The organism is Stenotrophomonas sp. CS3K5, assembly GCF_059515225.1.
Genome location: NZ_JCAKRX010000002.1, coordinates 24,652 through 45,097, shown reverse-complemented (window position 1 = coordinate 45,097; position 20,446 = coordinate 24,652). Strand labels below are relative to the sequence as shown.

At 65.9% G+C, this 20,446-nt stretch carries 16 protein-coding genes; 4 read left to right on the top strand and 12 right to left on the bottom strand.

The window, feature by feature from the left end:
• Positions 1-5 precede the first annotated feature (5 nt).
• From AC5YGJ_RS02815 to AC5YGJ_RS02790, 6 genes are all read right to left on the bottom strand, one after another.
• Positions 6-623: a decarboxylase gene (locus AC5YGJ_RS02815; RefSeq protein ID WP_496185635.1), complete on the bottom strand. Its 618-nt coding sequence runs from the start codon at positions 621-623 to the stop codon at positions 6-8.
• 121 nt (positions 624-744) lie between these two features.
• Complete coding sequence (locus AC5YGJ_RS02810) at positions 745-1,317, bottom strand: hypothetical protein (RefSeq protein WP_496185634.1); 573 nt, start codon at positions 1,315-1,317, stop codon at positions 745-747.
• A gap of 47 nt (positions 1,318-1,364) precedes the next feature.
• Positions 1,365-3,197: a T6SS phospholipase effector Tle1-like catalytic domain-containing protein gene (locus AC5YGJ_RS02805; protein ID WP_496185633.1), complete on the bottom strand. Its 1,833-nt coding sequence runs from the start codon at positions 3,195-3,197 to the stop codon at positions 1,365-1,367.
• 72 nt (positions 3,198-3,269) lie between these two features.
• Positions 3,270-3,755 carry a DUF3304 domain-containing protein gene (locus AC5YGJ_RS02800; protein ID WP_496185632.1) on the bottom strand — a complete coding sequence of 162 codons (486 nt, stop codon included), beginning with the start codon at positions 3,753-3,755 and terminating at the stop codon, positions 3,270-3,272.
• Positions 3,756-3,759: 4 nt separating this feature from the next.
• On the bottom strand, positions 3,760-4,644 hold the full coding sequence (locus AC5YGJ_RS02795) for a DUF4123 domain-containing protein (protein ID WP_496185631.1): 885 nt from the start codon (positions 4,642-4,644) through the stop codon (positions 3,760-3,762).
• A complete protein-coding gene (locus AC5YGJ_RS02790; RefSeq protein WP_496185630.1) occupies positions 4,641-7,424 on the bottom strand; it encodes a type VI secretion system Vgr family protein in 2,784 nt (927 codons plus the stop codon). The genes AC5YGJ_RS02795 and AC5YGJ_RS02790 overlap by 4 nt, the downstream gene beginning before the upstream one ends.
• Before the next feature lie 234 nt (positions 7,425-7,658).
• Here AC5YGJ_RS02790 and tssA point away from each other — a divergent pair, with 234 nt between their 5' ends.
• On the top strand, positions 7,659-8,717 hold the full coding sequence (tssA, locus tag AC5YGJ_RS02785; protein WP_496185629.1) for a type VI secretion system protein TssA: 1,059 nt from the start codon (positions 7,659-7,661) through the stop codon (positions 8,715-8,717).
• 51 nt (positions 8,718-8,768) lie between these two features.
• Here the strand turns inward: tssA and AC5YGJ_RS02780 are convergent, their stop codons facing one another.
• From AC5YGJ_RS02780 to AC5YGJ_RS02755, 6 genes are all read right to left on the bottom strand, one after another.
• Positions 8,769-9,551: an OmpA family protein gene (locus AC5YGJ_RS02780; RefSeq protein ID WP_249843727.1), complete on the bottom strand. Its 783-nt coding sequence runs from the start codon at positions 9,549-9,551 to the stop codon at positions 8,769-8,771.
• A gap of 2 nt (positions 9,552-9,553) precedes the next feature.
• Positions 9,554-10,537, bottom strand: a complete 984-nt coding sequence (tagF, locus tag AC5YGJ_RS02775; protein WP_107230850.1) for a type VI secretion system-associated protein TagF — start codon at positions 10,535-10,537, stop codon at positions 9,554-9,556.
• Positions 10,534-14,253 (bottom strand): type VI secretion system membrane subunit TssM, encoded by a 3,720-nt coding sequence (gene tssM / locus AC5YGJ_RS02770; RefSeq protein ID WP_309340553.1) that lies wholly within the window; start codon positions 14,251-14,253, stop codon positions 10,534-10,536. Before tssM ends, tagF begins: the two co-directional genes overlap by 4 nt.
• Positions 14,254-14,268: 15 nt before the next feature.
• Positions 14,269-15,705, bottom strand: a complete 1,437-nt coding sequence (locus tag AC5YGJ_RS02765; protein WP_496185628.1) for a hypothetical protein — start codon at positions 15,703-15,705, stop codon at positions 14,269-14,271.
• A 42-nt stretch (positions 15,706-15,747) separates the two neighbouring features.
• Positions 15,748-16,008, bottom strand: coding sequence for a PAAR domain-containing protein (locus AC5YGJ_RS02760; RefSeq protein ID WP_249843724.1), 261 nt, complete (start codon positions 16,006-16,008; stop codon positions 15,748-15,750).
• Between the two features lie 102 nt (positions 16,009-16,110).
• Positions 16,111-16,992 carry a M15 family metallopeptidase gene (locus AC5YGJ_RS02755; RefSeq protein WP_496185627.1) on the bottom strand — a complete coding sequence of 294 codons (882 nt, stop codon included), beginning with the start codon at positions 16,990-16,992 and terminating at the stop codon, positions 16,111-16,113.
• 293 nt (positions 16,993-17,285) lie between these two features.
• Between AC5YGJ_RS02755 and AC5YGJ_RS02750 the strand changes: the two genes are divergently transcribed.
• From AC5YGJ_RS02750 to AC5YGJ_RS02740, 3 genes are all read left to right on the top strand, one after another.
• Positions 17,286-17,951, top strand: a complete 666-nt coding sequence (locus tag AC5YGJ_RS02750; protein WP_496185626.1) for a hypothetical protein — start codon at positions 17,286-17,288, stop codon at positions 17,949-17,951.
• A gap of 205 nt (positions 17,952-18,156) precedes the next feature.
• The gene (locus AC5YGJ_RS02745) at positions 18,157-19,068 is read left to right on the top strand and encodes a formylglycine-generating enzyme family protein (protein ID WP_496185625.1); all 912 of its coding nucleotides are present in this window, start codon (positions 18,157-18,159) and stop codon (positions 19,066-19,068) included.
• Positions 19,069-19,221: 153 nt separating this feature from the next.
• Positions 19,222-20,133, top strand: coding sequence for a formylglycine-generating enzyme family protein (locus AC5YGJ_RS02740; RefSeq protein ID WP_496185624.1), 912 nt, complete (start codon positions 19,222-19,224; stop codon positions 20,131-20,133).
• The last annotated feature ends 313 nt before the right edge of the window (positions 20,134-20,446 follow it).

The following is a 20,446-nucleotide window of genomic DNA, read 5'->3' as shown; positions in this document are numbered from 1 at the left end:
CTGGATCAATAGGTTCCGTAGGAGACTTCGACCACCACCGGCTTGCCGGCACCCTGCGCCGGTTGCAGGGTGAAGCGGTCCAGCGCGCTGCTGTCATCGCCCAGCGGCGTGCTGCGGAACTGCAGGCGATAGGTTGCACCCGCCTTCACGCTGCCATCGGGCAGCAGGCGCGCGTCGGCGGGCAGCAGCAGCCCGCCCAGGTCGCTGTAGGCCTCGGGCGCATCGCTGAAACCGTAGTCGACCAGCTCGCCGATACGGCGCATTTCATAGACCCGCGTCGGCCAGGGCCGCGCCGCACTGCGGCCATTGCGCAGGTCGGTCACCCACTGCTCGGGCAGCTGATAGACCTTGCGCAGCGCGGTGTCGTCAAGTTCGGCGCTGGCCACCTGCAGGCAGCACACCAGCCGCTTGCTCTCGCGGTCGTAGATCGAGAAGCGCGCATCGCTGGCCACGGCCGCCGGCAGCACCGCGAACGGGATGTCACGCAACGCTGGCTCGGCGCCGTCGCGAGAGTCCAGGTTGCGCCAGCCGCCGAAGACCGGCTCGCCCGCCTGTACCAGCGGCGCCGCCAGGCACAGCGCCAGCGCAAGCCCGCCGGCCGAGCGTCCGATCCAGTTCTGCATGTCGTTCATCCGTCGATGGCACCTGGCCAATCAGTTTCGTGAGGATGCCATGAAGATGACGCCGTTGCCATGCCATCCCCCGGCGGTAGCCAAGCCAGGGCAAGGCCGCACCGATCTCGGCCTACGCCCAGCCCGGCGTGCACAACAACTGCGATTTCTGTGGATTGTCACCCTGCGGGCCCAGCTGCGGCCGCTCACCGCGCGCGCTCCGCGCATCGTGCGGAAACCCGGTGCCCAGCGCCTTCCGTGCACGCCTGCGCGCCTGCTCCACGGGCAGATCGATCAGCAGACCCATGGGTGTGGGCGCGGTGCCGAGGTGGGTCACCACCCTGTAGACCGGCAGACCGTGGAAATCGGCATTGACGCAGAAGTAGGCGATCCCGAAGGCCTCATCGCGCTCACAGGGCTGCGGCGCGTGGCGGGCCAGATAGGGATTGGCCGGCCGCCCGGACTCTGCACTCAGATACCAGCCCTTGGGCTGGCAGGTGAGCAATCCGTCAAAGAGCGTTTCGGTACGGTCCGGATCGCCCGGCAACGGCGGCGCTCCCTGCACGGCATGCGCGTCGGCGGCCATCTGCGCCTCGATGGCAGCCTGCGCGGAGCGTGCGGCGTCGGCCTGTTCGACCGCCTGCGCGGGTGCCTGCCTGCACGCTGCCAATGGCAACAACAGGAAGGCCAGCAGCAGCGGGCACACGGCCCGTCTCCCTGGGGTAGCGCACGTGCTCGCGCGACTGCGCATGCTCAGCCTCCCATTGCCGTTCCAAGCTGCTGGAACGCGCCGCCGATGGACGGGACATTCGCCGGTGGCAGGGTCGCCGGATTGCGGCACTCCTGAGCCCGCCTGCCGGCCACACTGAACACTTCGCGATAGCGCAGATAGCCATAGGTGTTGAGGCGCGGGATGTTCAGCTCCGTCCACTTCATCATGTAGAAGCCGGCCAGCGAATCGTGCATGTAATTGTCGAACAGCGTGGTGCTGACATCCGGCACCGGCGTCGCGTTGAGCACGAGGTCCAGCAGCGTACTGGTCTCGGCGGGAATGCCGGCGTAGGTGTAGGCCGCGGCGGACGCTCGCGGCGTCGGCTCGAACACCGGACGCCCGGCCTTGCGCCCGGCGTCGATGCGCTTCTGGCTTTCATTGAGCTGACTGCGGTAGGCCGCCATGTCGCTCTTGCCCTGGGCCAGTTCGGCGACCAGATTGGCGAAGTCGCGCTGCGCGTTGGCCAGATCCACCTGGTCCTCTGCATCGGACTGCTTGAAGAACGGCTGCTGCAGCAGGCTCTGTGGGCCGTTGGGCAGGCGCTTGCCCTTCCAGGCCACGTACTGCCGGCAATGACCGGTGATCTGCTGGGTGTGCGCGCCTGCGGGCACCCCATGGCCGGTCAGCCAGGCGTTGTAGTCCCGGATCAACTGCGGATGGCAGCCGAAATGCGTGGCATAGGCCGGGTCCTGGTTGAGCTCGGTGATCGTCTCCATCATGACGCCCGCCTTGATGGCTTCGTGATGCATGTCGATCAGCGGAATCTGTGACAACTTGGCCTTGCCGTTGGCTGCGCCGGACACGAAGTCCTTGCCCTGGCCGCCGGGCGAGTAGCCACCACCGACATCGGAATGCATGCCGGGGTAAAGCACTTCGCGCCCGCTGGTAGCCAGATCCAGCGGGAAATTGATGCGCTGCTCATGCAGGGCAGCGAAATGCACACATTGCCGGGCTTCGGGGTGAATGCTCATCATGTCACCGGCGGCCCAGTCCCATTTGCCCTTTGATACCCGGCTCATGGCAGCAACGCCTACCGAAGCCACGGTGTCGAAGATGCCCATGAAATTGAGGTAGAGCGGAACACCGGCGATGTTGTAGCCACAGCCGCTGCCCCAGGCCTCGGCGGTTTCATACAACCGATGCACGAACGCCCGCGCCTGCGCGGCACCGCGCGAGAAGCCGAACACCGACACGTGAACGGAGGTGACGCGACGCTGGTGGCTTTTCACCACCTGCTCCAGGCGTTGCGCGATTCCGGTCAGCATGGCGCGGCGCGTCATCCCTTCCAGCAGGCGCGTTTCGCTCATCGAACCGACCAGGATCTTGGCTTCAGCCGGCGTGATCAGATCACTGGATTTGAGGTACTGGTGCACCGAGTTGATGACCTGCAGGATCGCCCAATGGATGCGATCGGCACCGTAGCGTGCGGCACCGCCGCCGAGCGTGTCGCCATCCTGGTTGGTATCGCCCACCTCGGAAAACGGCGTCCCCACCCCAGGCACATAGACGCTGAAGAAGCCATTCTCCGGTTCGGCCAGGCTGGCGTCGTACAGGCGTGCCACATTGCTGTGGCCGTTGCGCGCAAGCTGGGTGCGGGTGGCCCGTGTCTTGCCGGTCACGAAGGTACCTGCCCACTCACGGTTGTTGCCGGTTCCATCGAAGTAGATGCTCACATGCACCTGGCCCTGGCACTGCGACCCCTTCTCGCGCAGGCACGCCATCGCTTGCGCCCGTCGTTGTGCCTCAGCGCCGCTCAATGCGCGCTGTCCATTGGCGGGCATGGGCTGCGCGCCAGTCGCCGTGCGTTCATTCATGTCCTTGCCTCCTGGTTCCGATATCCGTCCCTGCCCGGTTCCTTGTCCTTGTCGATCCCACCCGACCTCCACTCAACGGGTGGGCGGCCGCCGAAGGTGCTCCCACACGGGATTCTCACCCTCACGCAACGGCGCCTCCGGTCCCGTCAACGGATAGTCCGGGTGCCCCAGTATCAGGTTGGTCACAAATACCTTGACCTGACCATTGCGCAGGAAGTGAACCGCGAGACTGCCAACCTCGTTGTACCTGGGGATGGATACCGTCGCCTTCTGGTAGGTTTCCAGGTCGGTTGTCCATTCGATCTCCACCTTCAGATCTGGAGTCCATCGGTCAGGAACGACAGCGCAGCAGACCGTGCCGCCTGCCGAGTGACGTCGAGCCGACCCTCCGCTTCCACCATTCACCTGGAACTGCGCAATGGAATGGTCGGTGTGGTTGTAGCCCCGCACTCCCACCGGTGTCGACGCAGGCTGCCCCTTGCAGGCGGCCAGTACCGGCAGCAGAAGCAGTACAACCAGGGCGCACAGCGGCGGAATACGCATCTTGTACACAATCATTTCTTCAGGTCCTGGAGGGTGCCGCAACAGCCTGCGACGCAACGCGGGTGGCGTCCCACAGCGGAACGCCGGTCAACCAGATGTCTTCCGGCAGGGCCAATGCCCAGTCCGCGAAAGGCACCTCGCAGGTTCCTGCGTGCTGCGCCAACCGTGCCTGCACAGCAGGATGCGCGCGGCAGGCGCCGGAGGTATACAGCGCCAGCAGCAGGTACTGCACGTGATCGTCCACCTGGTCCACGCCGTGGGCCATCGTGTCCTGCAGGTGGTCGACGATGAACGGATACAGCGATCGGTACGGCACCTTTTTCATCTCATCGGGAATCACCCGGCGAAGCTGCGCGATCGCCACATCCGGCTCGCACGCATCCAGCAGACGTGCGTACTGATGCTCGTCCAGGCGCAAAGGTGGCAGTGCCGGCAGACCCGCCTCGCTCATTGCGTCCAGTGGCCATTGCTGCAGTTCGCCGAAGCGATCGAAGTACTGCAGGCGCTGCACGTTTTCCAGCAGGGCCGCACGCTGATCAGGCCGCAACAGGTCAAGCAGGGCCGGCAGGATGCGCGTGTCATACCAGCGCAGCAGCATTTCGCGGCCGCCCTTCTCGGGCACCCTGGCCAGATGGAAAGCGCGCAGCTGGCGCGCCAGTTCATCCAGTTCCAGCGCGCTCCACAGCAGGCTGACACCCGGCTTCTGCGCACCCATCTGCCCGATCTCCGTGTCCAGCGCGGTGCGCGCCGCCTCCGGCCAGGCCACCAGCAACGGCGCGATATCCAGCAGGCCCGCTTCGGCCGTGCCCTCGAACAACGACCGATAGCGCGCGCCCAGGCGCTCCAGCCGCGCATGGAAATGCGGTCTCTGTGCGCTGTCGATCACGGCATAGCGATGGATCACACCAGCACTCCCGGTGTTCCCTGGCGCATCGCGTCGAGAATGCAGCTCTTGCAGCTGCTGCGCGGGAACTGCGGCAGCGGATACCCCTGCTGCGCCGGCCCGACGAACGACTTGCTGGCCGCATGCACGGTAATGGTTCCGGGGCAGTCGATGGTGATGTTGCCGCCTGCGATGGTCAGGCTGGCGCCGCCGGACGTCGCCACACGCAGCACCGTGGCAGCGGCCAGCTCGACGGGCGCCTGCGCGCTGGCACCCCGCAGCGCAGCGCGCGACCGGATCCGGATCTGATCTGCGTGCGCCTGCATGTCGAGCATTTCACTGCCGGCCACCACATCCAGCGCGGTCGATCCGGCGCCGGCCCCCTCGACGACGCAGGCCAGCACGCCGATAGCCTGCCCCGCATGAAGCCGTGCCTGCCCCATCACCACCGCTTCGCTTTCAGCACCGCTGGCCAGCAGCAGGCCCTCACCACTGCTCCAATGCAGGGTTTGTCCCGCCACCTGCGCCAGTCCCTTTGGTGCCGCCAGGCCCAGAAGCGGGTCGCCTGGATGCGGCACCCTGCCCTGACCCGGGTCAGGCCTGCGCTCGGTCGCGCCGCTTTTCCCGGCCTCGAACTCATCGCCGCCAGTGGTGGTACGCACGCTGGCCAGCATTGCCGGAACCGGCGACTGGTCGGCCACCAGCCGGGATTGCCCGGCCGCCTTTGCACCCTCCTGCATCGCCAGCGGGCTGGTTACATGCGTGCGTGCGGCGCGCGTGAAACGCTCGCCCAGCGTCTGCAGCTGGGCAAGCAGCGCAGAGGGTTGCACCGCTTCACCCGCCGGTGCATTCGGGCGCCGGCCATAGGCGCTGAACCACGCGCCCGCCGGCGCCCGCACCGCGCCCCATGCGTCACTGCGCAGTTCGAAGCCGGTGCCACGCACACTGCCGACGTAGTTGTCGGCCTGGTGGCGCAGGTGGCCCAGCGTCAGTTGCGAAACCTGCTGGCTGCTGGCCAGCTGCGTACGCAGCTGCTGGTTGGAATCGTCGAACAGCAGATGGTTGCTGCCTTCACCACCGTCCCATTCGCGCGAGCGGATGCCCCATAGCGCGCCGCCCTGGCGGTGCGCCTGTTCACCGGCACCGCCGGCATGCCAGGCCGGCGCCTGGCCGCCACTGAGATTGGCCTGCGCGCTGTTGCGTGCATCGGCGGCCTGGCCGTAGGCCGACACGTCGCCTTCGGCGCTGGCACCGGCAGGCGTAGGCGCCACACCCGCTTCGCCGCGGCCGTTGTAGAGCGCGCCCAGCACCAGGGGCCGATCGATATCACCGTCGAGGAAGCCCACCAGCACCTCCTGGCCGATGCGCGGCAGGAACTGACTGCCGACCCCCGGGCCCGCATAGCGCTGCGCTACACGCAGCCAGGCGCTGTCATGGGCGCCATCGCCCTGCCCCTGCTGGAAATGGAAGCGCACGCGTACACGGCCGTGGCTGTCGGCATGCAGGTCCTTGCCGGTGCTGCCCTGGCCAGCCACCACCACGGCGGTCTGGTAGCCGGGCACGGTCGGGCGTGGATTCAGGCGCGCGCCGGTGCCGTCGAGCAACCGTGGCCGCCACGGCAGGCTGCGCTCGACCGCATCGAAGCGGTTGCCATAGCCCACCGCTTCGGCCTGCTGCCAGAGCGCGGCGTCATCGCCCTCGGCCGGCGCCACGCCCAGCGCATCCTCCAGGCTGCGCCGCAGGTCGGTAGGCAGGTTGTTGATGCCGGCGTGATCGACGCTGACCAGCAACAATTCCGGCGGTGTGGCCCCGGGGGCCTGCTGCAGGCGCAGCCAGCTGCCCGAGTGCAGGCCGCGCACCGTGCCGTGCCCCTGCCAGTGCCGGCTGTGCGCTTCGCTCGCCTGTGCCAGCAACCGGGCCTGGCGCGACGCGGCAGCACTGTCACTGAAGGCATAGGCGCCGACGGCATCGAAATCTTCGCGTGCCGACTCGCTGCCACCGCCGTCCATCGGCGACTGCCCCGCCAGCGCACGCACCTGGCGGTAATCATCGCTCTGCAGGCTGACCGTCGTGCTGGCCAGGCGCCGGCACAGGCCAATGGCCTGCACGCTGTCGCTGCTTTCGGTGGCATCACTGCGATGGAAACGCACGCCGATTCCCGCGCTGGTGGCGTCTTCGGGCAGCGCAACGCTGTCGGCGAAGATCTCCATGCCATTGCCGCAGGGCGCCTCTTCGTCGGCATACAGCCGCCAGCCCAATCCCTCTTCGGCCAGCACCCGTTGCAGGAAATCGCGATCACTTTCGCGGTACTGCACGCAGTAGCTGCGCACACGCGTACCGAGGAAGGCGTCAACGCCTTCGGCCCAGCGCCAGCGTGCGATATCGGCGTGCCCGGCCAGCACGGTGTCGACAATGGCGCGAACACTCTGCTCCTGGAACACGCGGCTGTGGCGCGCATGCTGCAACCACCAGGTCCAGGACACCAGTCGCAGCCGGTAACGCACCAGCCCGCCATCGCCGCCGAGCCGGGCGGCATCAGCCACCAGGCCGCTGCGCTGCCATTGCCCGCCGTCGGCGAGCTGGGTGATCAGGGTGGCGCGCGTGGCCGGCAGCGCAGCCAATGCCACACCCGCGTCGGTGGCCAGCACATCGACCTCGGTCCATGCGTCCTCGGCCAGCGCGTCACGTCCACGCCAGCGTTCCACGGTGCAGGCGGTAAACGCACCGGACTGCAGACGATACAAGCGCTGGCCGTCATCAAGACCGGCGGCCTGCGTCATCAGGTAATTCAGCTGATCCATGCCATTTCCAGAGTGGAGACGCCAGACTCTCGGCACATGGCGTCGGTTTCCAGCCTTCAAATCTATCAGATCGAGGTGTTCGTCAAAATCACGACGCAGAATGACGCGACAAACTGCGCTTTCCGTCACATAACCACCGGGAAGCCGTATTCAGGCATCGGGACTTCCCCCGAACCCGCAACGGCATTCACATTCAACGGCTAGAATCATCGGCAGTCCCCAACGAGACCTGCCATGCTGGATCAGGAAGCCCTGCTGGCCCCGATTTCGGACCACGCCCCGACCGGTGAAGACCTGTCGTTCTCGGCGGAGTTCGATCGGATCATCGAAAACCGTCGCGCCGACGACCCGACCCTGGACCAGGGTGCGTGGCAGACCGACATCAAGTACGCCGACTGGAGCAGCGTGCTGCGCGACTCCAGCGACCTGCTGCAGACCCGTACCAAGGATCTGCGCCTGGCCGGCTGGCTGAGCGAAGCGGCCACCCAGCTGGAAGGATTCCAGGGCCTGGCCGCGGGCTACCGGGTCACCGCCGGCCTGTGCGATCGCTACTGGGAGTCGGTGCATCCGCAGGCACCGGATGGTGACTTCGAGGAACGCATCGGCAACCTCAGCTGGCTGCTGACCAACTCGCTGCAGTGGCTGCGTGCGGTGCCGATCATCGCCGCGCCGCAGGGGCGCTTCAGCCTCACCGATTTCGAGCATGCGCACGCGCGCGCCAACAGTGGCGAGGATGACGATGGCCGCCCCGGCCTGGACATCCTCAACGCCGCCCGCCGCGATACCCAGCACGGCTTCTACCGGCAGTTGGCCGATGACCTGCCCGATTGCAGCCAGGCACTGGCAGAACTGCAGGCCGCAGTGGACAACCGGCTGGGCCTGGACGGTCCCAGCTTCAGCGCGGTACGCGAGCAGCTCGAGCACCTGCAGCGCACCGTGCAGCGCTTCGCCCGCGATGCCGGCGTGCTGCTGGACGGCGAGACCGAAGCCGCGCCTGATGGCGCCGGTGACACCGGCTTTGCCGCTGCGCCGATCAGCTTCGACGCGCCGCCGGCCACGCCGGTGCGTGGTCCTGCAGGCGCGCCCGGCTCACGCAAGGAAGCGCTGCAGCAGCTGCGCCAGGTCGCCGAATTCTTCCGTCGCACCGAACCGCACAGCCCGGTGGCCTATCTGGCCGAAAAGGCCGCGCGATGGGGCGAGATGCCGCTGCACGTCTGGCTCAAGCGGGTCATCAAGGACCACGGCACGCTGGAGCAGATGGAAGAGATGCTGGACGTCAATCCGGACGATTGAGCCGGCGGCGCTTTCAACAAGGGAGCGGGCCTGCCCCGCTCCCTGCTGCCATTACTGGATCTTGAACTCGATACGACGGTTGCGTGCGCGCCCATCGTTGCTGGTGTTGTCGGCCACCGGCTCGTCCGGCCCCTTGCCCAGCACGTCCATGTGGCTGCCCGGGATGCCCTTGGCCATCATGTAGTTCTTCACCGCCAACGCGCGTGCGTGGCTCAGTGTCAGGTTCGACTCGCGCTGACCGACATTGTCGGTATGGCCGATGATCAGGAAACGGCTGTCCGGCATCTGCGCCATCTTGGCCACCATCTCATCAAGGATGCTCATGCCGAAGGGCGTCAAACGCGCGCTGCCACTCTGGAACTCGATGATGCGGTTGGCCAGGGTCTGGTCCAGCACATTCTGCTGCGAGCCCACCTTCAGCGCATTGGTCACCGTGTAGCTGGTGTTGCTGGCCAGGCTGAGGTCACTGGCAACCTGCTGGCGCAGGGCCTCGTTACCCACTTCACCGGTGATGCGCACGGCCTGGCCATTGACCTCCAGCTTGCCCGGCGATACCCGCTTCAGACCCGGGTTGATCATGCCGGCGACATAGTCACCCCAGTTCGGAGGGGTGGCGATGGTTTCCACCTGGACGCGGTCGACCACCCGCTCGGCCCCGTACACCGCCCGCAGGTTGTTGAGCAGCTTGGCCTTGGTCGCCTGATCGGGCACCACGCCCTCGATCACCACCGGCCGCTCGCCGGCCGCCGTTGCAGCCGGCGCGTTCTGGGCAGCCAGTGGAGCGGCGGCCAGCAGCAGCGGCAGCACGAGATGGAAAGAATTGCACAGGCGCATCGTCAGGTTCCCAGGAAAGTCTCGCCAAACAGCTTTCGTGCGGTGGCCAGCGCCAGGTCGTCACGATCGAGGAAGCTGCCGAAGCGGTTGAGGTTGTAGTCGCCGCGCAGGTAGTCGTCCACCCACTCCGAATGCTGGATACGGATCAGGAAGTCACCGGCTTCAGCCGGGTCCAGCACCGCGCGCAGCACCTGGCGATCGGCGCCGTTGAAACCGACGATCATGCTCGGTGCGGCGTCGTTGCGGATCAGCACGGCCAGCTCGAAATCGCCGCGGGCGACGAAACTGGACAGCAGATCCAGCCAGAACGCAGCCACCAACGGGCGGTAGGCCGGCTCGCGCACGAGCGGGAACACCAGGGCCTTGTCGATGTTGACGTCACCGCCACTGAGTACCGGCTGCAGCAGCAGGCCCAGGGCAGGCAGGACCTGGCGCAGGGCCACGTCGCCATGGCCGGAGTCGCGCAGCCGCTGTTCCAGGTCCGCCACGGTGGTGCTTTCCAGGAAGTCCTGGAAGCTGCCGTTGTAGTCGCCCGGGTCGGTGCTGATGCTGAAACGCGCATCGGCCAGCTGCGCCAGCGCCTGCGCCGCATCGCTGTCCTGGTAAGCCTGGCGCGCCAGCCGGGCCAGGCCCGACCAGGCGTTGGACATCGCCAACGGACTGCGACCGATGAACGGCAACGGCTCGGGCGCATCCAGGCGCAGCGCCGACAGCAGCGGGAAGCGCCGTTCGGACGCGTCGCGGCTGGCCAGGAAGTGGCCGCACAGCACCATCTTGCTGCGTGAACCGAGGAAGGCGTAGTGGATCTCCGGCGCCTCGTCGTAGCGCTGCTTCCAGTCCGGGCTCTGGCTCAGCAACTCCAGGCTCTCACCGGCCCAGCGATCGAGCCAGCCCAGCAGCTGGTGATTGTCGGCCGCACGGACGAAATCGCCGCGCGACGGCACCTTGCCGAAGTAAGAGACCCCGGCACTGACCACCCGGCTCATCGCGCACCTCCTGCGGCCGGAGCCGGTGCAGCGGGAGCCGTGGCCGGCGTACCGGCGGCCGGCGCCTGCGGCGCAGCAGGCTCGCCACCTGCCACACGCTCGGGCAACTGCAGCCCGCGCTGCCAATCGCCGCCGCCCTGTGCCGCTTCGCCGGCGCGACGCACGATGCGCATTTCCACCGGGACCGATACGCCATTGCCGGTCCAGGTGATCCGGCTCGAATCATCCAGGCGCTCGACCTGGCCGGCCGACATCAGGCGGTTGACACCATTGGAGCCTGGCGCACTGAACACTTCGACGGTACGCCCGTCGCCGGTCACTGCGGTGATCTTTACACCCGGCACCTGGCCGACGTTCGGGTACTGCATGGTCGTCCACTGCGGCGGCGTGTTGCGGTAACGCAGCACCTGGCCGTCGATCTCGATGGTGTATTCCAGCGCGCCGGCGGCCGGCGAAGGCAGCATCTCGAAGATGGTGGTGTCCTGCGCGGCACCGGCCGCCGAACCGCTGACCCAGTTGCCATAGTTGGCCACCAGCTCGGCCGACAGGTTCACGCCCTGCCCGGCCCAGCGCCGGGTCTCCAGCAGCGGGCCGCGCTGGATCACCAACGTACCCAGGGCTTCCTTGTTGAACGCGGCGATGCTGCCGCTGGCACCGAAAATGCCGGCGATGTCGCTCGGTGCCGCGTCCACATCGGAGCTCAGGTTGAACGGGTACTGCTGGCCGATGCGCGCCTTGAACGGATCGTAGACCTGCGCCTTCCAGGTCTTGTTGACCTCCGCCTCGGTCGGCGGGATCAACGCGCTGAAGGTCTGGGTCAGCGGGCGCAGCAGCAGCGGGCGCAAGGCTTCGCGCTGCTTCTCATCCAGCCCGGTCAGCACCTGCTCGTCGACCAGTGCCAGGCCCACGCTCAGCTCGGAGCCCTCGTTGCTGAAGGTGTCCTGCATCAGCTTGCGGGTGCCCACACCAATCTCGCCCTGGCTCTTGATCGCGTTCAGGCGGGCGCGCAGCTTGGCCAGCGTTTCAAAGTAGGCGGTCATCACCGCCGGCTGGTCGCCACGCTCGCTGGTCAGGCGGGCGATGCCCTCGAAGGCCTTGCCGATCGGACCCACCGGCTGCGCCGCCGCTGTTGCAGCCGGGTCCTTGCGCAGGATGGTGCGCTGGAACCAGGCCACGAAGCCCTTGCGCGCCTTGCTCGAACGCGCCAGCGCCTGCGGGTTGTCCCACACCGTCTCTTCGTTGATGCGCTCAAGCAGGATGCGCAGCGGCGAATTGCTGGCGTCGCCCAGCTTGTTGATGCGCGCCACGGCCTCATCGAAGGTGCTGAACTCGGCCACGCTCAGGCCCTGCACGAACTTGCTCCACTCGCGTGCATAGTCGTTCTTGTACATGTTGACCAGCTCACGCGAGACGTGCTCCGGGCTGCCGGCCAGCGAAAGGTCACTCTGCTCGGTGGTGCCCAGCACCCAGTCGGTGGTGCTGAGCTGGGTGTTGGCCGCCTCCTTGATCGCGTCCTGCACGTAGTCTTCCCACGCCTTGCGCGAGAACGCACCAGAGATCGCGTAGTTGCCGTTGATCATCCGGCCATTGCGCTCGACACCGATCAGGTTGTCGACCGTGGTGGTGGTGAAGCGTGCGCCGGCGCGCGCCTTGATCTGCGCATACACCCGCTCCATCGCCGGCTGGCCCTTCATCACCTGGCCCAGCGCCTGACGGGTGTCGGAGACCAGGGTGACCTTGTTCTGCACCTGCGGCCAGCTCGGCGCGCCGGCCTGTGCCACGTAGAAGGTCATCAGCTTCTCGGCGGCGCGCACCATTTCCTCGCGGCTCATCTGGCCACGGTTGGCTTCCAGCCAGGTGCGCCAGAACAGCGTCAGCTGCTGCGACAGGTGCGCGCCTTCCACATACTTGGGATTGCCCAGCATCAGGTAGGTCTTGAGCGCGTTGTAAGCGTCGTTGGTGCTGGTCGGCGAGGCGTTCTGGTACAGCACTTCACTTTCGGCGGCGGTGCTGTTGCCCTGGCCCAGCTTGTCACGCTCGGCCACCACCTGGCCCAGGTAGTTCTCCAGGTTGGCCACGGTCGGCGCCAGCATCACCTGCTGCATGCCGTGGTTGTACTCGCGCAGCAGCTTGTCGCGGATCGCCGAGCCCTGGTACAGGCCCAGGCGGGTGGTGATGCCCCCGTCCTTGCCGTAGCGGTCCAGCTGCTCCATGCGGTCCTGCAGCAGCAGCAACGCATCGATGCGCGACTTCAGATCCATGCGGTCCTTCTGCACGCGCACGGCCTGGTCCAGGTCCTTGGTGGCATTGGCCACCAGCTGTGCGTTGGTGGTGTAGGACCACGTCCACAGGCCCAGTGCCAACGCCAGTACGCCCACCGCGCCGAGGAACACGCCATAGCGCAGGCGGTTCTGGTGCGGGCTGGAGTACTGCCGCACCAGCTCCTTGTCGGCGAAGATGACCTTGCGGAACAGATCCTTCAGGAAGAACGCGGTATGCCCGGTCGGTGCCTCGTCCACGTTCGAGCCACGCTCCAGGTTGAACTGGCGGCCGACGCGTTCGGAGGCGTGATGCACCGAGCGCCCTTCCTGCAGCGCGCTGGAGAAGTAGAAGCCACGGAACACCGGCTTGAACTGGTAGGGGTTGTCCTCGAACAGGGTGGCGATGAAGGTACGCAGCGCCGGCTTGATGCCGACGAACTCCAGCGGCAGCGACAGCAGGCCCGGCGACACTTCGCGGCCACGCTGCATCGCCATGTGGGTCAGGCTCATCTCCTTGATGCCTTCGGCCAGCTCATCGAAATGGCTGTCGAACGCCGCCAGCGCGTCACCCTGCTGCTGCACATCGAACGGCAGCGTGGCGCCCCACACGTGCTCGCGCTCGCCCGGATCGAGGTTGCGGAAGAACTCGCTGAAACCGGCGATCAGGTCGGCCTTGGTGAACAGCACGTACACCGGCGCGAATACTTCCAGACGCTCGGTGATTTCCTGCACGCGCTGGCGCAGGTTCTTGGCCAGCTCGATGGCAAATTCCGGCTTGCTGCCGGACAGCTCGGCCAGGCTGGCGGCGATGATCACGCCATTGATCGGCGCACGCGGGCGGTTCTTCTTCAGCAGGCCGAGGAAGGTCAGCCACTCCATGCGGTCCTCGACGCTGACCGAGTAGCGGCCGGCGGTATCGAGCACGATGCCGTTGGTGGTGAAGTACCAGTCACAGTTGCGGGTACCGCCGATGCCCTGCACCACGTTGCCGCGGTTGTCCTCGAACGGGAACTGCAACCCGGAGTTGAGGATGGCGGTGCTCTTGCCGGCCGCCGGGTTGCCGATGATCACGTACCACGGCAGCTCGTACAGCGCGGCGTTGCCCTTCAACACGCCCATCCGCGAGGACTTGATCTGCTTGACCGCATCCATCATCCGCGAGCGCAGCGCCTCGGTATCGGCGCGCTGCGCCGGCTGGGCGCCGGCCACCGCCTTGTCCGCCTCATCCTTGACCATCGCCTCCACGCGCTTGGCCGCGCGCCGGGCGAGGATCCGCTTGATGATCCAGACCAGCAGCGCCAGCACCAGCAGGCCGGCCAGCACGATGGCCACCCAGATGCCGATCTGCCGCGCCTCGGCCTCACCGTAGTGGGCCAGCGCAGCGGCACCGACCAGGCCGATCACCATCCACAGGCGGTAATCGCGCAGGTAGTAGCTGAAATTGCTCAAACTCATGCAGGGATCCAGAGGTCAGGAGGCCGACGGCGCATCGGCCGCCAGCGTCGGGGAAGGAAGTGGGTCGACCAGGCCGAACAGGCGTTGCTGGTTGTCGGCCACGCCGAGCAGCAGCACCGGTTCGCTCTGGCGTTGCAGTTGTGCGTGGGCCAGCGCCAGCTGGGCCACCGGCAGCACCGGGCCCAGCTCGCCGGCGCTGAGCGCCAGGGCCAGGCTCTGCGGACTGAAATCGAGATCGGGGGCCAAAGTTGCGGCGATGGCGGCGGCATCCACCATCAGATCGCCGCGATGATCGGCATCGTGCAGTACGAACCGGGCCTGGCCGCTGTCAGCGCCCAGCGCCGCATGCCACTGGCTTGCCAACGCCGCCAGCTGGCGGCGCTGCTCGGCCGGGCGCTGGCCTTCAATCTGTTCGGCGCGCACCAGCTGCGGCCGCCACAGGCGGCCATCCCCCTCGCGCGCGGCGTGCGTGCTGGCCAGCAGGACACCCGAGGCGCCCTCACCCGGCACGCGCCCGTCAGGATCCTTGGCCGTCGCCAGCACACCGCTGGCCTCCCAGGCAGAGACGATGCCCGGATCGATGCTCGACGACGACGCCAGCAGCAGATGCCAACGCGGCGCGGACGACGCATGCAGCGCGTCGATCACCCGCTGCAGGTGCGGCCAGACCTCGCGCGCGCCGTCGAGCGTGGTGACGCATACGTCGAAGCGGCGCGCATCCAGGCCTGCCGTGCGCGCCTGTTGCAGCAGCCAGTCCTGCACCCACGGCCGCAGCGCATCGGACCAGCTGCCCGGCACCAGCAACTCGAGGGTGAGCACATTCTCCACACGCTGCTCATCGCGGCGGCGCAGGCCGGCCACCACCACTTCTTCGGAGGCTTCGATCTCCGGCAGCGCCGTGAAGGCGACCTCCAACAGCCGCTCCAGCACCGGCTGCAACAGCGCCAGTGCGCGGCGCTCGTGCGCGGCGGTATCGATGCCGTCCTGGCGCACCTGCAGCACCTCGAATTCGTCCAGGCCCGGCGCAGCGCTCATCCGCAGCGGCAGGTTGTAGTTGTCGCGGAAGCGGCCATCGAGCGCGGGACGTGGCGGCGCTGCCGCCACCGCCAGCAGCGCCTGCGGGTCGAGGTCGACGCCCAGCTTCAGTTCGCCGGCCAGCAGTGCAACGGCTGGCACCTGCTGCGCAGCCTCCGCCGCAGGACGGGGCGCGCTCGTTACCGGACCGGGCGCGTCATCGCCGGCCTTGGCCAGTGCTGCATCGGCACCACGCCGCGCCGCACTGCGCAGCATGAAGCCGGCGCCGCTCAGGCCGACCGGCAGCAGGCCCAGATAGGCCAGCATCTGCATGCCGGTCGGTACCGTGCCGCTGTTGCGCCAATAAAGAATCGTTGCGCCCCAGGTGGCGATGAAGACCATCACCACCGACGCTGCCTTGCCCAGCCATCCCGCCATCAGTTGCCGTGCTCCATGCGCTGCTCCCGTCGACCGCGTCGTTCAGCGCAGGCCAGTAGTGGCCTGTGAGGCCATCAGTGTCGCCCCGCACGCGGTGCGGTCGCCATCGCGCGCCACCGGCTGACCGTCGATCATCACCGTGGCATCGCCACTGACGATCGTGGTCGCGCCATGCACGGCGCACACGGCACGGTCGCCCACCCGGGCCACCGGCTTGCCATTGATGTCGGTCTGGCCGGTGCCTGCCACCACGCTGCCTCCGTGGCTGAGCTTGTCACCGACGACGATAAACGGTCGTGCCATCCATCATGCTCCTTGATCCTGTGTGACCTGGCGCTCCATCGCCCCCTGTTCCCCGGCGACCCAGATCATCGCCGTAACCATACCAGTACCGCCCGGTGGTTATCACCCTTGGCGTGACAGTTCTTCACGCTTGGCCGCACGCGCCGCGCGGCAACGCGATGTCATTTCCACGTGAACATAATCCTTGATGCTGCGCCAGTTCCCACCCCAGTCCAGCCCAGCCTGTTCAGCCAGCTCGCCGTAGAGGAAGTAACCGCGCTTGGTCCATTCGTCATTCATGTCCCACTGCAGCTTGCCATCGCGGATCGGCGCACTGTCCACACCGAGCCCGTACTGGTGGCAGCTCTGCCATGCGCCAGCGCGTGTCGCCTTGCCCCCGGCCATCAGCTCGGCCTGCCGCTGCGGGCTGCGATAGCCTTCGATCAACACCATTTCGTAGCCGTACTGGCGGCGCATCACCTCGTAGATGGCCAGCACGCGCTGCTGCAGATCGGCATCGATCTGGTCCCACTTGCGATCTGCCGTCACGATTTCGGGCCGCAGACGACGCACCTCGGCGGTGGTGAATACTTCCGGCGGCGGCGGTGGCGGCGGGGTCAGACGCTCGCCCCGCAGCAGCTGCGCCACCATCGAACTCGACTCTGCTAAATCATCGCCGCGAAAATCTTCGAGCACCACCGTCTGACGTGTGATCAATATCACAGTTGGCGGAATCAACAGCGCCGCCGCCGCGATCGCGATAATCGGCCAATGGCGGCGAAGGGCACTGTGTGCGGCACCGGCTTCTTCACGAACCCCACTGCGCACCCGGGTCACGCCGTGACCGACTTTATCCCCCACCCGGCCCGCCCTGCGACGGAATCCACCCAGCCGGCGCGCCAGCGCTTCGCGCAGCGATTCCACCGTTTCGGGAAACAACAACACCCAGCACACCACGGCTACAAGCACTACAGCCGCAATGGCAGCAACCACGATTGGCAACACCGGTCCTCCCTGACACGTAATCTGGTTGACGCCCCACCGCCTTTCACTAAGAATGCGGAAATTCGCTTCGGCAGATGCCGACTCAAACCAAGGGCTGGATGCACTTGAATAATGGCGGAATCAATCGGCCAAGTCTGCTCTCAGGGGGAGCGCAGGCAAAAGGCCAGGCCCCGAATTCGGGCCGTATTCTGGCAGACATGGAGGGCCGGCAGGCAACCGCGTCGCCCCGTGCTGCGCGCGTATCGTCAGGCGGCAACCGTCGCCTCGGCCTATGGCTGGCCATCGCGGGGACCGTGGCGGTCATTGCCGGGCTGACCGTCTGGGGCATGTCCGGCAGCGATGACTATCGCGAGCCCGGCGAGTATTCCCTGGCCCCGGAAACGCCCCATGCCACCGGCCATCCGGATATTCCGGCAGGCACCCCACGTGATGGCGCCGCGATGATCGTCGATGCACCGACCGCTGCGGGTGATCCGGCGTTGCCCGCACCTGCACCGATGGAGAACGCGACCGCTCCAGCCGAAGCTGCTGCCGCGACGGCCGCTGCCGGTGCCTCGACCGCTGCCGCAGCGCCAGCGGCGTCTTCACGTGGCGCGGCGCGCAGCAGCAGCCGCAGCTCTGCGCCAGCGGCCGGCAGCAAGGGCAAGCAGGATGAAAACCTGCTCGGCACCCTGCTGGGCATCATCAAGGAAGAAGACAAGACCAAGGCGAAGGCCAAGAGCCAACCGCAGAACATGGATGACCTGATCGCGCAGATCGAGGCCGACCAGCGCAAGCGCACCGAAGACGAGCGCGCGGCCTTCGAGCGCGTGGCCAGCAAGAAGTCCGCCTCCACCGAATCGAACATCCAGGCCCAGCTGCGCGCCTGCCCGAGCCCGGCATCGTTGAAGGGCGTCGATTGCCGCCGCCGGATCTGTGCAGCGGTGAGCGGCAAGGACCCGGCCTGCCCGGCGATGTGACCTGCTTTTGTAGAGTCGAGCCATGCTCGACTCGGCTCATTCCGATCGCATACACGCAGCCTCCGCGGGATCGCACAAGCGAGTCCGTGCCCAGCGGCAACCCAAATCAAGGTGATCGCCTGCGCGTCCTCACACCGCAGCGCGGCGGTCGTTTGGCGCGCTGCATCGACTTCCAGCGAGCACGGCCCGACCAAAGGAATCGTTCATGTCCACGCCTACCCTCCGCACTGCAGTGCTGTTGGCCATCCTCTCATTCACCACGTCCACATCCGCCCAGGTGGAAACATCCCCCACCCAGGCGAAGCGCGGCTCCGGTGCTGAAACGCAGCAGAAGATCATTTCAGACCTGGTTGCGATCAAGGGTGGCACCTTCCTCATGGGCGATTTTGGCCCCGTGCATAACGAGGACAAACTGCCCTACAGCGGAGAAATGAATGATGACGTCCTCCGCAGGATCACGCTGGACGGCTTCTCGATCATGGCCCACAAGGTATCGATTGAGGATTTTGATGCTTTTACGGACGCGACTGGCCGCCCGAGGGTAGGCACTTCGAGGATTGACGCAAAGCGATATCGCGCCGATCCCAAGGCCGCTGCCGGAGTGAAGTGGCAGGACGCCATGGACTTCTGCACGTGGGCCGGAAAGGCATCAGGTCGGAAGCTCACACTTCCAACCGAGGCACAGTGGGAATACGCGGCGCGATCGGGAGGCAAGATGGTTTTGTTCGCGACCGACACAGGAGACATTGATGATGGTCGCAATGTTGCAAGTTACTCCCAGTACCAAGACGGGAGCGGGACTGCTTTGGGCAAGTTCCCTCCCAATCCGGCTGGACTCTACGACATGACCGACCATGGCTACGAATGGGTCCAAGACTGGTATGAGGAAAGCTACACCGCTGGAGATGCAAGCAACCCTCTCGGTCCGAAGAAAGGAACGGAGAAGGTCATTCGAGGGAACGACAGTCACGGTGGTGATTCGCTTGTATTCGTAGCCATGACGTTTGCGCGGGATCATCGCCCCCCGAATCCTCCGAAGTTTAGAGACACCGATGGGAGTGAGATTGATTCCAACCAGAACGGAAGCCACGGATTCCGTTGCGCCGCGAAGGACTAGGGTCTGACCATTCTCGTTTCTGTACACTCCCTCACGGGCAAGATGCGGCGATCTTGAAGACGTCCGTCACAGAAGACCCTTTGCCCCGGCACAGTGTTACTCACGGCAATGCGGCCGTTGCCAATATGCGAGCCTCGGCCAAAGGAATCCTTCATGTCCATGTTCTCGCTTCGGACAGCTGTCCTGTTAGCCATCCTACCGCTCACTACCTCGGCGTGCGCCAAGGAGGAAAGGTCATCCCCCCAGGCAGAACGCGGCTCAGGTGCTGAAACGCAGCAGAAGATCATTTCGGACCTGGTTCAGATCAAGGGCGGCACGTTCCTCATGGGCGATTTTGGCCCCGTACACAACGAGGACAAACTGCCCTACAGCGGAGCAATGAATGATGACGTCCTCCGTAAGATCACGCTGGACGGCTTTTCGATCATGGCCCACAAGGTATCAATTGAGGACTTTGATGCCTTCACAGACGCAACCGGCCGCCCAAAAGTAGGGACGTCAAAAATCGACGCTGATCTGTATCGTGCTGACCTCAAGGCTGCCGCCGGAGTGAAGTGGCAGGACGCCATGGACTTCTGCACATGGGCCGGGAAGGAGGCAGGCCGGAAGCTTACGCTCCCAACCGAGGCGCAGTGGGAATTCGCGGCGCGCTCGGGAGGCAAAATGGTTGTATTTGCGACCGATACAGGCAGTATCGATGATGGTCGCAATGTGGCGAGCTATCCCCAGTACGATGACGGTAGCGGAACTTCCTTGGGGAAATTCCCTCCAAATCCTGCTGGACTTTACGACATGACGGACCATGGCTTCGAATGGGTGCAGGACTGGTATGAGGAGAATTATTCCGGAGGTGACGCCCGCAATCCTTCAGGCCCCAACGACGGCATCGAAAAGGTCTTGCGCGGGAGCAGCGAACTTGGCGGAGATTCTCTTGTACACACTTCAATGACGTTTGCGCGCGATCACCGGCCACCGAATCCTGATAAGAGCAGAAATGCCAATGGCGATGTGATCGATGTCAATCAGAATCGAACCTTCGGATTCCGCTGTATCGCAGAGAACTGAACGGCCAAGCCGGCGGTCGCCAGAAGATCGCCCCCCCCGTACGATCATAGAGACGTACCAAATGAGAAATGGGCGAGCGCTGCCGGAGCCTGCTGACTCGTCGGAATGCGCCAACTGTTGACCATCGCACCGCCCTGTCGGCCAGACAACACCCAAGTTTTTCAAGCCGCCGTATCGATCCACGCGGCTGGCCCATTCGAACCTGCCGACCGTATTGCGAGCAACCTTCATGCCGGGGGCGGCGATCGATTCCTGGCGACGGAAAATCCTTTCGGTGTCGTTCCGAAAGCACGTGTCCAGGCTGTGGCTTGCG

Coding starts and splice junctions, on each gene's coding strand:
- AC5YGJ_RS02745 (WP_496185625.1), top strand. CDS start 18,157: ATGTCCACGCCTACCCTCCGCACTGCAGTGCTGTTGGCCATCCTCTCA.
- tssM (WP_309340553.1), bottom strand. CDS start 14,253: ATGAGTTTGAGCAATTTCAGCTACTACCTGCGCGATTACCGCCTGTGG.
- AC5YGJ_RS02815 (WP_496185635.1), bottom strand. CDS start 623: ATGCAGAACTGGATCGGACGCTCGGCCGGCGGGCTTGCGCTGGCGCTG.
- tssA (WP_496185629.1), top strand. CDS start 7,659: ATGCTGGATCAGGAAGCCCTGCTGGCCCCGATTTCGGACCACGCCCCG.
- AC5YGJ_RS02765 (WP_496185628.1), bottom strand. CDS start 15,705: ATGGCGGGATGGCTGGGCAAGGCAGCGTCGGTGGTGATGGTCTTCATC.
- AC5YGJ_RS02760 (WP_249843724.1), bottom strand. CDS start 16,008: ATGGCACGACCGTTTATCGTCGTCGGTGACAAGCTCAGCCACGGAGGC.
- AC5YGJ_RS02800 (WP_496185632.1), bottom strand. CDS start 3,755: ATGATTGTGTACAAGATGCGTATTCCGCCGCTGTGCGCCCTGGTTGTA.
- tagF (WP_107230850.1), bottom strand. CDS start 10,537: ATGAGCCGGGTGGTCAGTGCCGGGGTCTCTTACTTCGGCAAGGTGCCG.
- AC5YGJ_RS02790 (WP_496185630.1), bottom strand. CDS start 7,424: ATGGATCAGCTGAATTACCTGATGACGCAGGCCGCCGGTCTTGATGAC.
- AC5YGJ_RS02805 (WP_496185633.1), bottom strand. CDS start 3,197: ATGAATGAACGCACGGCGACTGGCGCGCAGCCCATGCCCGCCAATGGA.
- AC5YGJ_RS02740 (WP_496185624.1), top strand. CDS start 19,222: ATGTCCATGTTCTCGCTTCGGACAGCTGTCCTGTTAGCCATCCTACCG.
- AC5YGJ_RS02780 (WP_249843727.1), bottom strand. CDS start 9,551: ATGCGCCTGTGCAATTCTTTCCATCTCGTGCTGCCGCTGCTGCTGGCC.